Origin of the sequence: [Actinomadura] parvosata subsp. kistnae (genome assembly GCF_900323885.1) — a bacterium.
Classification (GTDB): domain Bacteria; phylum Actinomycetota; class Actinomycetes; order Streptosporangiales; family Streptosporangiaceae; genus Nonomuraea; species Nonomuraea composti.
Window position 1 is genome coordinate 3141043 of the sequence record NZ_OOHJ01000018.1, and the last position, 11738, is coordinate 3152780.

The 11738-nt window shown below is 72.1% G+C and carries 9 protein-coding genes; 5 read left to right on the forward strand and 4 right to left on the reverse strand.

Annotation, left to right across the window (positions count from 1 at the left end; translation table 11 throughout):
* Positions 1 to 28 precede the first annotated feature (28 nt).
* Both KIS93_RS34725 and KIS93_RS34730 read right to left on the reverse strand, forming a co-directional pair.
* Positions 29 to 3823, reverse strand: a complete 3795-nt coding sequence (locus KIS93_RS34725; protein ID WP_222107687.1) for a LamG-like jellyroll fold domain-containing protein — start codon at positions 3821 to 3823, stop codon at positions 29 to 31.
* A 116-nt stretch (positions 3824 to 3939) separates the two neighbouring features.
* Positions 3940 to 4407: a hypothetical protein gene (locus tag KIS93_RS34730; protein WP_155128716.1), complete on the reverse strand. Its 468-nt coding sequence runs from the start codon at positions 4405 to 4407 to the stop codon at positions 3940 to 3942.
* A 62-nt stretch (positions 4408 to 4469) separates the two neighbouring features.
* Between KIS93_RS34730 and KIS93_RS34735 the strand changes: the two genes are divergently transcribed.
* The 5 genes from KIS93_RS34735 to KIS93_RS34755 all read left to right on the forward strand — a co-directional run bounded on the left by KIS93_RS34735 (position 4470) and on the right by KIS93_RS34755 (position 9929).
* The gene (locus KIS93_RS34735; protein ID WP_080047337.1) at positions 4470 to 5351 is read left to right on the forward strand and encodes a proline dehydrogenase family protein; all 882 of its coding nucleotides are present in this window, start codon (positions 4470 to 4472) and stop codon (positions 5349 to 5351) included.
* A gap of 72 nt (positions 5352 to 5423) precedes the next feature.
* A complete protein-coding gene (gene proC, locus KIS93_RS34740) occupies positions 5424 to 6218 on the forward strand; it encodes a pyrroline-5-carboxylate reductase (protein WP_080043685.1) in 795 nt (264 codons plus the stop codon).
* A gap of 443 nt (positions 6219 to 6661) precedes the next feature.
* Entirely contained in the window at positions 6662 to 8020 is a 1359-nt protein-coding gene (locus KIS93_RS34745; RefSeq protein WP_186404579.1) for an efflux RND transporter periplasmic adaptor subunit, read from the forward strand.
* Positions 8017 to 8748 (forward strand): ABC transporter ATP-binding protein, encoded by a 732-nt coding sequence (locus KIS93_RS34750; RefSeq protein WP_080043683.1) that lies wholly within the window; start codon positions 8017 to 8019, stop codon positions 8746 to 8748. The genes KIS93_RS34745 and KIS93_RS34750 overlap by 4 nt, the downstream gene beginning before the upstream one ends.
* A complete protein-coding gene (locus KIS93_RS34755) occupies positions 8745 to 9929 on the forward strand; it encodes an ABC transporter permease (RefSeq protein WP_080043682.1) in 1185 nt (394 codons plus the stop codon). The genes KIS93_RS34750 and KIS93_RS34755 overlap by 4 nt, the downstream gene beginning before the upstream one ends.
* 128 nt (positions 9930 to 10057) lie before the next feature.
* Here KIS93_RS34755 and KIS93_RS34760 read toward each other — a convergent pair whose 3' ends face one another.
* Positions 10058 to 10798 (reverse strand): ABC transporter permease, encoded by a 741-nt coding sequence (locus KIS93_RS34760; RefSeq protein WP_080043681.1) that lies wholly within the window; start codon positions 10796 to 10798, stop codon positions 10058 to 10060.
* Positions 10795 to 11685: an ABC transporter ATP-binding protein gene (locus tag KIS93_RS34765; protein WP_080043680.1), complete on the reverse strand. Its 891-nt coding sequence runs from the start codon at positions 11683 to 11685 to the stop codon at positions 10795 to 10797. The genes KIS93_RS34760 and KIS93_RS34765 overlap by 4 nt, the downstream gene beginning before the upstream one ends.
* Positions 11686 to 11738 lie beyond the last annotated feature (53 nt).

The window sequence follows — 11738 nt, forward strand, 5'->3', positions numbered from 1 at the left end:
GTCACCGGGGGTCCGCATGGGAGATGGCTCAGAGCGGGGTGGTCATGTCGGTCTGGATCTCGGTGGCCTTGAGCGCCCGGTTGTAGATGCGGACCTCGTCGATGAGGCCGCTGAAGTACTCGCTCCAGAGGCTGTTGCCGCCGATCCGGAGGACGCCGTTGTCGGTGCGGATGGGGCCTCCGGCGGCCCGCTGGCTGGACAGGACGCCGTTGACGTAGAGGCGCAGGGTGGTGCCGTCGTAGGTGGCGGCCAGATGGGACCAGGTGTTGAGGGGCAGGGAGGCGGTGCCGCCGGTGCCGACCTCGCCGGTGGTGTGGATGATGGCGGCGGGGCGGTTGTTGTCGTTGCCGGCGGCCAGGACGTAGGCGAGGTCGTTGCCGTATTGCTTGTGGATGACCGTGCGCCAGCTGTTGACGGTGGCGGGGTTGACCCACGCTTCGAGGGTCATGCCGTTGGTCAGGCGCAGGCTGGCACTGTCGTTGACGGTGACCCAGCTCGACGTGCCGTTGAAGGAGAGGGCGGGGCCGTACTTGCCCGTGCCCGTCCACGTGGTGTTGGCCAGGGTGCCGGTGTTGCCCGACGGGGAGGAGTCGGCGAGCGTCGAGCCCGCGTTCTCGTTCATCCCGTACGCCGCCACCAGCCCCGGGTTCGCCGGAGGCGTGGTGACGGTGGCCGAGACCTCGGCCGAGGACGGGCTCACGTTGCCGGCCGCGTCGAACGCGCGGATCCGGTAGTAGTACGTCCCGGCGGCCAGCCCGGCGTCCGTGAACGAGGTGGCCTGCGCCGAGCCCACCTGGTTCGCGCCCGACGGCGTGAAGCCCGGCGTGGTGGACCGGTGCACCGTGTAGCCCTCGACGGCCACGTTGTCGGTGGAGGCGGTCCAGGTGAGCAGCGCGCTGCCGGGGCCACCGGTCGCGGCGGGTGAGCCGGGCGCGGTGGGCGCCTGCGTGTCGGGCTCGGGCTGCGCGCCGACGGGGGTGGTCATGTCGGTCTGGATCTGGACGGCGCTGAGCGCCCGGTTGTAGATGCGGACCTCGTCGATAAGGCCGCTGAAGTATTCGCTCCAGAGGCTGTTGCCGCCGATGCGCAGGACGCCGTTGTCGGTGCGGATGGGGCCTCCGGCGGCGCGCTGGCTGGCCAGGACGCCGTTGACGTAGAGGCGCAGGGTGGTGCCGTCGTAGGTGGCGGCCAGGTGGCTCCAGGTGTTGAGGGGGAGTGAGGCGGTGCCGCCGGTGGCGACCTCGCCGGTGGTGTGGATGATGGCGGCGGGGCGGTTGTTGTCGTTGCCGGCGGCCAGGACGTAGGCCAGGTCGTTGCCGTATTGCTTGTGGATGACCGTGCGCCAGCTGTTGACCGTGGCCGGATTCACCCAGGCTTCCAGGGTCATGCCGTTGGTCAGGCGCAGGCTGGGGGCGTCGTTCACGGTGACCCAGCTCGACGTGCCGTTGAAGGACAGGGCGCGGCCGTACTTGCCGGAGGCCGACCAGGTGGTGTTCGCCGCGGTGCCGGTGTTGCCCGAGCCGGAGGAGTCCGCGACCGCCGAGCCCGCGTTCTCGTTCATGCCGTAGGCGGCCACCAGGCCCGGCGGTGCCTGCACGGCCTCGTACGTCGCCGTGTACGTCGCCGCCGTGGCCGGCGCCACCACGTTGTGCGCCGCCGCGCCGCCGTCCGACCAGGACTTGAACGCCTGCTCACCCTGCGGCGACGGCGCCGTGATCGAGTTGCTGGAGCCGACGATGACCGTCCTCGTGAACGGCGTCACCGTCTGCTCCTGGTTGAAGCCGAGCTGGAGACCCGACGGGCTCGTCTGGAACGTGAGGTTCACCGTCTTCGGCTGCAGCAGCACGCTCTTGGTGTCGGTCAGGCCGTACTGGTCCGTCACGGTCAGGCGCAGCTCCAGGTGTGACGGGTACTCGTGGTCGGGCGCCTGGAACGAGCCGGACGCGCCGGTGAACCTGGTGATCTCGTGCTCGTGGCACGCGCCAGGACAGTGATGCATGATCAGCGTCCAGGTCATGCGGGAGCCGGGGATCGAGCCCTCCTCCGGGTCGGTGCCGGTGCCCGAGAAGGCGATCGTGTCGCCGACCGCCCACGTGGTCGCGGCCGTCGGCGCCGTGATCGCCGCCGTGGGCGCGGTGTTGCCCACGTTGACGGTGACCGTGGCGTCCCCCTGGCCGCCCTTGTCGTCCTTGACGCGCAGCGTGACCACGTATGAGCCGACCTGCGGGTACGTCCGCGACGGCGTCGCCGACACCGAGTCGTCGAGCTCGCCGTCGCCGTCGAGGTCCCACGCGTACGTGAGCGGGTCGCCGTCGGCGTCCGTCGAGCCGGTGCCCGAGAAGTTCACGGTCAGCGGGGCGCTGCCGGAGGTGGGCGTGGCGCTGATGACCGCCGTGGGCGGCGCGTTGTTGAACAGGTAGCGGACGATCGTGCCGCGGTCGTAGTCCACCGCGAACAGGTCGCCGTTCGGGCCCGTCTCCAGCTCCACCACGCCGGTCCCGGTGTCGAACGTGGCCACCGTCGCCGGGTCCGGCAGCCCGTTCGAGCCCTTCGTCATCACCCAGACGCACTTGCGGCTGTAGTCGGAGAAGAACAGGGCGCCGTCGTACGCGTCCGGGTACGCGCCGCCCGGGTAGAAGGCGACCCCGCTGGAGGACGACTGGCCGCCGGGCGTGCACATGTCGCCGGAGTAGAGGCGCCGGCCGTGGTTCCAGGAGTAGAACGGCTGCGCGTGCGCGGAGGCGCCGGCCGCGTAGAGGTTCTCGCAGAGGGTCAGGTTGAGGGCGTCGTAGCCGTTCTCCCTGGCCGGGCCCTCGTAGCAGGGCCAGCCGAAGTTGGCGACGCCGCCGGTGGGGTTGGGGATCCGGTTGATCTCCTCGTAGGTGCCCCAGCCGACCTCGCCGGACCAGATCTCGTCCGTGCCGGGGCGCTGGGTGAAGCGGAACGGGTTGCGCAGGCCGTGGGCGATGATCCTGGCCACGTTGGGGTCGGAGCTGCCGGCGTTCGGGTTGCCGGAAGCAGCAGCCCCCGTGTCCGGATTTATCCGGATAATCGTGCCGTCGAGGCCGGCCGGGTCGCCGTTCGTCCGCACATCCTGCGACCGCAGCGCGCCGCCCTCGGCGGCGGGCGGGCTCAGCGCCGTGCCCACCGCGCCCGGCGGGTCGCCGCACGGGTTGTCCGGCACCACGTCCGAGCCCGGCAGGTTGTCCTGCCCGTAGTCGGAGAACTGGAAGCTGGCGCCGTCACCGGCCGAGGCGTACAGCGCGCCGTCGCGGCCGAACTGCAGGTCGCCGATCGAATGGCTCGGATACTGCTGGCACCAGTCGGTGATCAGCGGAGTCTCCGCGCCCGACGCCGACAGGACCGACAGGCGGCCCGTGACGCGGCAGCCGTCCTCCGTCGGGCCCGGAGGCGAGGGGCAGTCGTCGAAGTCGTCGTTCGGCTGACCCCAGCGGGGAGCGGTGCCGCCGGGCTCCGCGTCGTACGAATAGAGCACGTAGACCCGCGGATCGGCCGGGAAGTTCGGGTGCAGCGCCAGGCCCAGCAGGCCGCGGTCCCAGTAGTCGTGCACGCGCGTGCGCAGGTCCGCGAAGACGGTGGGGGTGGTGTCCGTGAGCGAGTCGAAGACCTTGATGTAACCGCCCTTCTCGGCCACGAACACCCGGCCGTCGGGCGCGAACTCCACGTTCGTCGGGTTCGTCAGGCCGCTGAAGACGGTCTGCTTCTGGAAGCGCTGGGGCAGGGCCACCGCCTGGGGCGCGAGGACGACGAGGCCGGTCAGGATCAGGGCAGCGGAAACCAGGCAGGATAAGAGCCTTCTCACGGGTCCCCCCATTGGAGCGTGACATCACCCCCGGCGCCCCCACGCCACGGTGTTTCTGATCGATGTATCCCGCGCCATCGATCATTTGTCACTGGGGTTGTCCGTAAGTGGACAGATCAGGGCTTGGCGCCGTCCACGATCTTGCGCTTGCCGAGGGCCCGCTTCAGCTTGACCGTCGTCGTCTTCTCGATCGCGATCATCACGCACGACACGTTCTTCGCCTTGGGGGACGTGCCCTCGTACAGGGTGATCGTGACCTTCCTGGCCGTCTCCTTGACCTTGACCCGGTCGAGGACCGTGCACGGCTCCACCCCCGACCACCAGGTGAGCCGCACCTTCTTGCCCTTCGAGACGCCCTTCGCCTTGGTCCAGCGGATCTTGTGGACGTTGATGGCGTCGCCCGTCGGCTTGACCGGCTTCGGCTCCTGCACCGGATCCTTCGCCGGCGGGACGGTGGCGGCCGGGTTCGACACCACCGGGGGCTTCTGCGGGACCACGGTGGTGGAGGCCCGCTCGGCGGCCGGCTGAGCCGCGCCGCAACCCGTGGCGAGCGCCAGACATCCGGCCAGGAGAGTCGCTGTCATAGTCCGCATACCCATAGGACGGATCGCAGCGCCCGGCGGTTCAGGTGACTAGTGTGGTTCGCGTGCTCCGACAGGCCATGCTCGCCCTATCGAAGAGCCGGCGCGCCGAGCGGCTCGTCACCACCTCGCCCCTGACCGCCGACGTGGTCAGGCGCTACGTCGCCGACGACATCGGGGCCGTGGTCGGCGACCTCACCCGCGACGGGCTCCTCGTCAGCGTCGACCACCTCGGCGAAGAGGTGAACGACCCCGCCCAGGCCGAAGCGGCCGTCGCCTCCTACGTCGCGCTGCTCGACCTGCTGCCCGCCGGCTCCGACGTGTCCGTCAAGCTCACCGCCCTCGGCCTGCGGCAGTCGCAGCGGCTCGCCACCACCAACGCCGCCACCATCTGCGCGGCCGCCGCCGGCAAGGGCGTCACCGTCACGCTCGACGCCGAGGAGCACGACACCGTCCCCGGGCTGCACGCCGTCCACGCCGCGCTGCGCCGCGACCATCCCGACGTCGGCGTGGTCGTGCAGGCGTACCTGCCCGACTCGCTCGACCGCTGCGAGAAGCTCGGCGGGGCCCGCGTGCGGCTGTGCAAGGGCGCCTACACCGCGCCCGGCGCCTACACCAGGCCCGCCGACATCGACCGGTCCTTCGTCCGCTGCCTCAAGATCCTCATGGCCGGCACCGGCTACCCGATGGTCGCCACGCACGACCCCCGCCTGCTGCGCATCGCCTCCGCGCTCGCCGTCCTCGCCGGGCGCGACCTGAGCGGGTTCGAGTACCAGATGCTGTACGGGGTGCGGCCCGACGAACAGGCGCGGCTGGCCGGGCTCGGGGCGCGGGTGCGCGTCTACGTCCCCTACGGGTCCGACTGGTACGCCTACCTCATGCGCCGCCTCGCCGAACGCCCCCGCAACCTCGCCTTCTTCCTCCGCTCGCTGGCATCGCGCCGCTGATCCCCTTCTACGGCCCTGTGGCGCGTAGCCGATAGGCTCCAGGTCAGCGTCTACTTCCTCCGAGGGGCCGAAATGATCGCGATTCTGGGCACGGGCAAGATGGGCGAGGCTCTGCTGTCCGGGCTGCTGCGCGCCGGGTTCAAGCCGGGCGACATCATGGCGACCACCCGCAGGGCCGAGCGGGCCGAGGCGCTGCGCGAGACGTACGGCGTGCGCGTCGTGTCCAACCCGGAGGCCGCCAAGGCCGCCGACACGCTCATCCTCGCCGTCAAGCCGCAAGACATGGGCACCCTGCTCGCCGAGATCGCCCCCTACGTGCCCGCCGAGCGGCTGGTCATCTCCGCGGCGGCCGGCATCACCACGTCGTTCGTCGAGCAGCGGCTCGGGGTCGAGGTGCCCGTGGTGCGGGTGATGTCCAACACGCCGATCCGGTTCGACGAGGCCATGAGCGTGATCTCGGCGGGGGCGTACGCGGGCGAGGAGCACCTCAAGCTCACCGAGGGGCTGCTGCGGCCGGTCGGCAAGGTGCTGCGCATCCCCGAGTCGCAGCAGGACGCCGCCACGGCGCTGTCCGGCAGCGGGCCCGCCTACTTCTTCTACCTGGTGGAAGCCATGGTCGACGCGGGCATCCTGCTCGGCATGCCGCGCGCCGCCGCCCTCGACATGGTCACCCAGTCGATCGTGGGGGCCGCGGTGATGCTGCGCGACTCGGGCGAGCACCCGGTGATCCTGCGCGAGGCGGTCACGTCGCCGGGCGGCACGACGATCGCGGCCATCGCGGAGCTGGAACGGCACAGCGTGCGCGCCGCCTTCCTCGCCGCCATCGAGGCCGCCCGCGACCGCGGGCGTCAGCTCGCCTCTGGGTGAAGATTTATTTGTTACGGCAGAGCCGACGTCACCGCCACCCGCCGCACGTGGCTGAGGGCCTCCAGGAAAACGCCCGCTGACCCCGCACGTGGCCGGCCGCCGCTACGTGCGCATCCTTGACCATCCGCGTGGTCACGGCGGACCGGGGCGCGGTCGCCCTGGTCACACCGGCGCCGGGCCACGCGGCACTGGAGCCCGCCCCGGCGCACGAAGCACGTCACGGCACCGGACCCCTCCCGGCACTGGAGCACCCCCGGGAACTGAAGCACGTTCCGGCGTCGGAGCGCGTCACGGTGCCGGAGCCCGCCCTGGCGCCGGAGCCCGTCCCCACGTCCGGTCCCGCTCGGCGCCGGAGCCCGTCTCCGTGGCGGATCCGTTCCGGCGAGGGATTTGCCCGAGCGGGCGCTTGTGCATGGGAGTGGCGGGCGTTCACGATGGGTCGGGTGACGGTCCGTCGCGGGGTCGCCCCGCTGCTCGTCCTCATGGCCCTGACCGGCTGCACCTCCGAGCAACCGGCGGCCGTACAGGTCGCCGAGGTGCGGCGTGCGCCGGTCACCGAGGTCGTCGAGGCGCCGGCCACCATCGGCGCGCGTGCCTCCGCGACCCTGCGCGCGCCCGCCCAGGGCACGATCGCCAAGCTCTACGTCCGCGACGGTGACCGCGTCCGGAAGGGGCAGATCGTGGCCAGGATCCGCTCGCCCCAGGCCGAGGACCAGCTCCGGCAGGCGCGCCGGGCGTCCGAGATGGCCGCCCCCGCGAGCTTCCGCGCTCCGGCCGTGCGCCTGCCCACGCTCGACACCAGCGCCTTCGACCGCAAGGTCGCCCGGCACTTCGCCCAGGCCCGCAAGGAGGCCAGGAAGGTCGAGGACAGGCCGACCCGCAAGCGGCTGCTGAGCGCGATCGACCTGGCCGCCACCCAGTATCGGGCCCAGACGAAGGCGCTGGCCTCGATCACCGCCCAGCTCAACCGCTCGATCGGCGGCCTCATGTCCGGCCTCACGAGCGGCCTGTCCAGCTCGATGGCCTCGCTGCAGGCCGCCTCCAGGACGCAGGCCAGGGCCGCGGTCAAGGCGGCCGAGCGGACGGTGCGGTCGCTGACGGTCAAGGCACCGTTCGCGGGCGTCGTCACGCTCGGCCGGGTGTCGGGCGGCGGCGGCCTGCCGGGCGGCGTCGAGAGCCTGCTCAGCCAGCTCCCCGGCGGGAGCGGCGGGCAGCTCCCCTCCGTGCCGTCCGGCGGGTCGGCTCAGGGCAGCACTCCGGTGGCGGCCGGGGTGCCGGTCGCGGCCGGCGACCCGCTCGTCACCGTGACCGACGTGTCCGTGCTCACGCTGGCCGCCGACGTGGACGAGACGGACGTGCTGCTCGTCCGCGAGGGCGTCAAGGCGCAGGTGGAGCTGGACGCGGTCCCGGGCGCCACGTACGAGGCCGTGGTGACCGGCATCGGCGTCACCCCCATGGAGGGCACCACCGGCGGCGTCAGCTACCCGGTGAGCCTCAGGCTCGGTCCGGGCGCCTTCGACGACCGCACGAAGGCGCCGACACCCAAGCCGGGCATGAGCGCGGTCGCCCGGCTGACCGTGCGCGAGTCGCCGTCGGCCGTCGCCGCGCCCGCCTCGGCCATCGTCTCCAGCGGGCGCGAGAGCGTGGTCTGGGCGGTCAGCGGCGGCCGGGCGCACCGGCGCGTGGTCAAGCTCGGGGCCCAGGGGGATGCGGTGGTGGAGGTGCTGAACGGGGTGTCCGTGGGCGAGCGCATCGTCGTCAAGGGCGCGGACTCCGTACGGGAAGGACAGGCCCTTCCATGACCTCCGGCGGTGCTCCGGCCATCGAGGCGGTCGAGCTGGCGCGGCGCTACCAGCTCGACGGGGTGGCCGTCGAGGCGTTGCGGGGCGTGTCGTTGCGGGTCGGGGAGGGGGAGTTCGCGGCGATCGTGGGCCCGTCGGGGTCCGGCAAGTCCACGCTCATGCACCTGCTCGGCTGCCTCGACCGCCCGTCCTCCGGGGTGCTGAGGATCAACGGCGTGGACCTCTCGCGCCTGCCGGACGCGGAGCTGGCCGAGCTGCGCAACAGGACGATCGGGTTCGTCTTCCAGTCCTTCCACCTGCTGTCCAGGACGACGGCGCTGGACAACGTGGCGCTGCCGCTCGTCTACCGGGGGCTGGGCAGGGCCGAGCGGCGGGCCAGGGCGCGGGCGGCGCTGGAGTCCGTCGGGCTGGGGCACCGGCTGCACCATCGTCCGGCGCAGATGTCCGGCGGCGAGCAGCAGCGTGTGGCCATCGCCAGGGCGCTCGTGGGCGAGCCCAAGGTGCTGCTGGCCGACGAGCCCACCGGGAACCTCGACAGCGGCAGCGGGGCCGAGGTGATGGCCATCCTCGACCGGCTCAACGCCGAAGGCGGCATGGCGGTGGTGCTGGTCACGCACGACGCCGAGGTGGCCGCTCACGCCAGGCGCCAGATCCACATGCGGGACGGCCTGATCGAGCGGGACGACGGCCCACGAGGCGGCACAAGCGGCGGTGGGGTGAGGGTGTGAGCCTGCGTGAGGCGCTGGCGATGGCGCTGGAGGCGCTGCGGGTCAACCGGCTGCGCAGCGCGCTCACCATGCTGGGCGTGATCATCGGCGTGCTCGCCGTCGTCGTGCTGGTGGCCATCGGCACGGGCGCCAAGGACGAGATCGAGAGGCAGATCTCCGGCCTCGGCACGAACATCATCCTCGTCGTCCCCGGCCGCATCACCCTGGGGGCCGCGCCGACGCAGAGCAAGCTGGGCCTGGCCGACGTGGCTTACGTGCGGCGGGTGGTGGGGGACCCGTCGAAGGTGACGGTGTCGCTGCAGTCGGGCGAGACCGTGCGGGTGGGCAGGACCGAGGCGTTCGTGACGGTGATCGGCACGGACCAGAACCTGGTCAACATCTTCGAACGGCCCGTCGCGAAGGGCCGCCCGCTGAGCGGGACCGACGTGGACACGCGGCGCCGGGTGGCGGTGCTCGGCTCGGAGGTGGCCGACCGGCTGTTCGGCGAGCTGGACCCGATCGGGCGCCAGGTGACGGTGGCGGGGGCGCGCTTCCGCGTGGTGGGGGTGTACGCCGAGGTGGGGCAGACGTTCGGGCTGTCGCGGGACCAGGAGATCCACATCCCGGTGACGACGGCGCAGCGGCTGCTGGGGATCGAGCGGATCAACGGGATGGCGGTGGGCGCGTCCGGGCCGGACGAGATCGACCCGCTGTCCGACAAGGTGACGGCGGCGCTGCGGGAGCGGTATCCGGGCGAGCAGTTCTCGGCCGTCACGCAGACCGCGCTGCTCGGGACGGTCGGCAGCGTGCTCGGCATGCTGACCGGGGTGCTGGCGGCCATCGCGGGCATCTCGCTGCTGGTCGGCGGCGTGGGCGTGTCGAACATCATGCTGGTCAGCGTGCGCGAGCGGACCAGGGAGATCGGGCTGCGCAAGGCGCTGGGGGCCAGGCAGCGGGACGTCCTGGCCCAGTTCCTCATCGAGGCGGTGCTGCTGACCACGATCGGTGGTCTCGTCGGGATCGTGCTGGGGGTGGGCGGCTCGCTGGCCATCGCGGCGCTGACCGAGGTGCCGGCGTCGATCACGTGGTGGTCGATCGTGCTGGCGTTCGGGGTGTCGGCGGCGGTCGGCGTCTTCTTCGGCGTGGCCCCGGCACGAAGAGCGGGCCGCCTGGACCCGGTGATCGCCCTCCGCGCCGAGTGACCAGCCCACCCGCCCACCCGCACGCGGGCTCCGGCGTCGCGCCGCCCGCGCGTCGGCCACGGCACCGCTCGCGCGTCGGCCACGGCGCCGCTCCGCCCTGCGCCCGCACGCCCGCCCGGTCGCGGGCGTCAGGCGTCGCGGCGGTGCAGGAGGAGGGCGCCGGCGATGGTGGCGGCGGCGATCCAGGCCAGGTAGACGCCGAACCCGCTCCACGGCCCCAGCGAAGTGTTGCCCTCCCCGGCGACGAGCAGCATCCCCGCGTTGGTGGTGAAGTAGTCGGCGACGGTCCTGCCCCACTGGCCGGGCAGCTGGTTCACGAGTTGCGGCAGCACCAGCATGAGGGCGATGGCGGCCACGATCGCGCCGGGCGTGTGCCGGATGAGCGTGCCGAGGCCGAGCCCGAAGATGCCGCAGGCGGTCAGGTAGAGGGAGGCGCCGACGAGGGCGCGCAGGAACTCGCCGGCCTCAAGCCCCGGAGGCTGGGTGATGGACAGGCCGACGCCCATGGCGACGGCGCAGGCGAGCGCGCAGACGACCAGCGAGGTCGCGCTGAACACGACGAGCTTGCCGGTGAGCAGGCTGATCCGCCGGGGCACGGCCATCAGGGAGGTGCGGATGCCGCCGGTGCGGTACTCGCTGGAGATCACCAGGACGCCCAGCGTGGCCATGGCGAGCTGGGCGAACATGATGCCGAGCAGGCTGGAGGCGATGGCCTGCCCGGCGGGCACCGGCCCTTCCGCCATGCTCTTCACGGAGCCGCTGAGCAGCGCGCCGAGGCCGACCATCAGCGCAAAGGTGATCACGAGCGTCCACACCGTGGAACGCACCGAGCGGATCTTGGTCCATTCGGACCGGAGGATGTCGATCATGCCGAGAACTCCAGACTGTCCTTCGTCAGCTCCATGTAGGCCGCCTCCAGCGAGGGCTGCACGAACGTCAGCTCCTCCAGCGGGATGCCGGCCCTGGCGGTCAGGGTGCCGATCTCCAGGGTGCTCATCGCGGTCACCCGCAGGTGGTCGGGGTGCAGCTCGCCGACCTTGACCAGCTCGGCCACCTCGGCCAGCCGGGGCGAGCGCACCCGTACGTACCCCTGGGAGCTGCGGCCGATGAACTCCTGCACGCTCGTGTCGGCGATCAGCCGTCCCTTGCCGATGACGATCAGGTGGTCGGCGGTCTGCGCCATCTCGCTCATCAGGTGGCTGGAGACGAACACCGTGCGCCCTTCGGCGGCCAGCTTGCGCATGAACGTGCGGATCCACAGGATCCCGTCGGGGTCGAGCCCGTTGACGGGCTCGTCGAACAGCAGGATCTCGGGGTCGCCGAGCAGCGCCGCGGCGATGCCGAGCCGCTGCGCCATGCCGAGCGAGAACCCGCCGACCCGCCGCTTGGCCACCTCGCGCAGCCCGACGATCTCCAGCACCTCCTCCACGCGGGAGGCGGGGATGCCGTTGCTCTGCGCGATGGCGAGCAGGTGGTTGCGGGCGCTGCGCCCGCCGTGCACGGCTTTGGCGTCGAGCAGCGCGCCGACCTTGCGCAGCGGGTGCCGCAGCTCCGCGTAGGGGCGCCCGGCCACGAGCACGGACCCGCCGGAGGGGCGGTCGAGGCCGAGGATCATGCGCATGGTGGTCGACTTGCCGGCGCCGTTGGGGCCGAGGAAGCCGGTCACCTGACCCGGCTCGACGTCGAACGACAGGTCCGCGACGGCCGTGGTGCCGCCGTAGCGCTTGCTCAGGTTCGTTGCTCGAATCGCGCTCATGGTCCCAGCGTGCCGAGGCGCCCGCCGGTTTTCTTCCTGCCAGGGAACCGTTC

Excerpts from the sequence above, each read along its gene's own strand:
- KIS93_RS34760 (WP_080043681.1), bottom strand. The coding sequence starts at position 10,798 with ATGATCGACATCCTCCGGTCCGAATGGACCAAGATCCGCTCGGTGCGT.
- KIS93_RS34750 (WP_080043683.1), top strand. The coding sequence starts at position 8,017 with ATGACCTCCGGCGGTGCTCCGGCCATCGAGGCGGTCGAGCTGGCGCGG.
- proC (WP_080043685.1), top strand. The coding sequence starts at position 5,424 with ATGATCGCGATTCTGGGCACGGGCAAGATGGGCGAGGCTCTGCTGTCC.
- KIS93_RS34765 (WP_080043680.1), bottom strand. The coding sequence starts at position 11,685 with ATGAGCGCGATTCGAGCAACGAACCTGAGCAAGCGCTACGGCGGCACC.
- KIS93_RS34730 (WP_155128716.1), bottom strand. The coding sequence starts at position 4,407 with ATGACAGCGACTCTCCTGGCCGGATGTCTGGCGCTCGCCACGGGTTGC.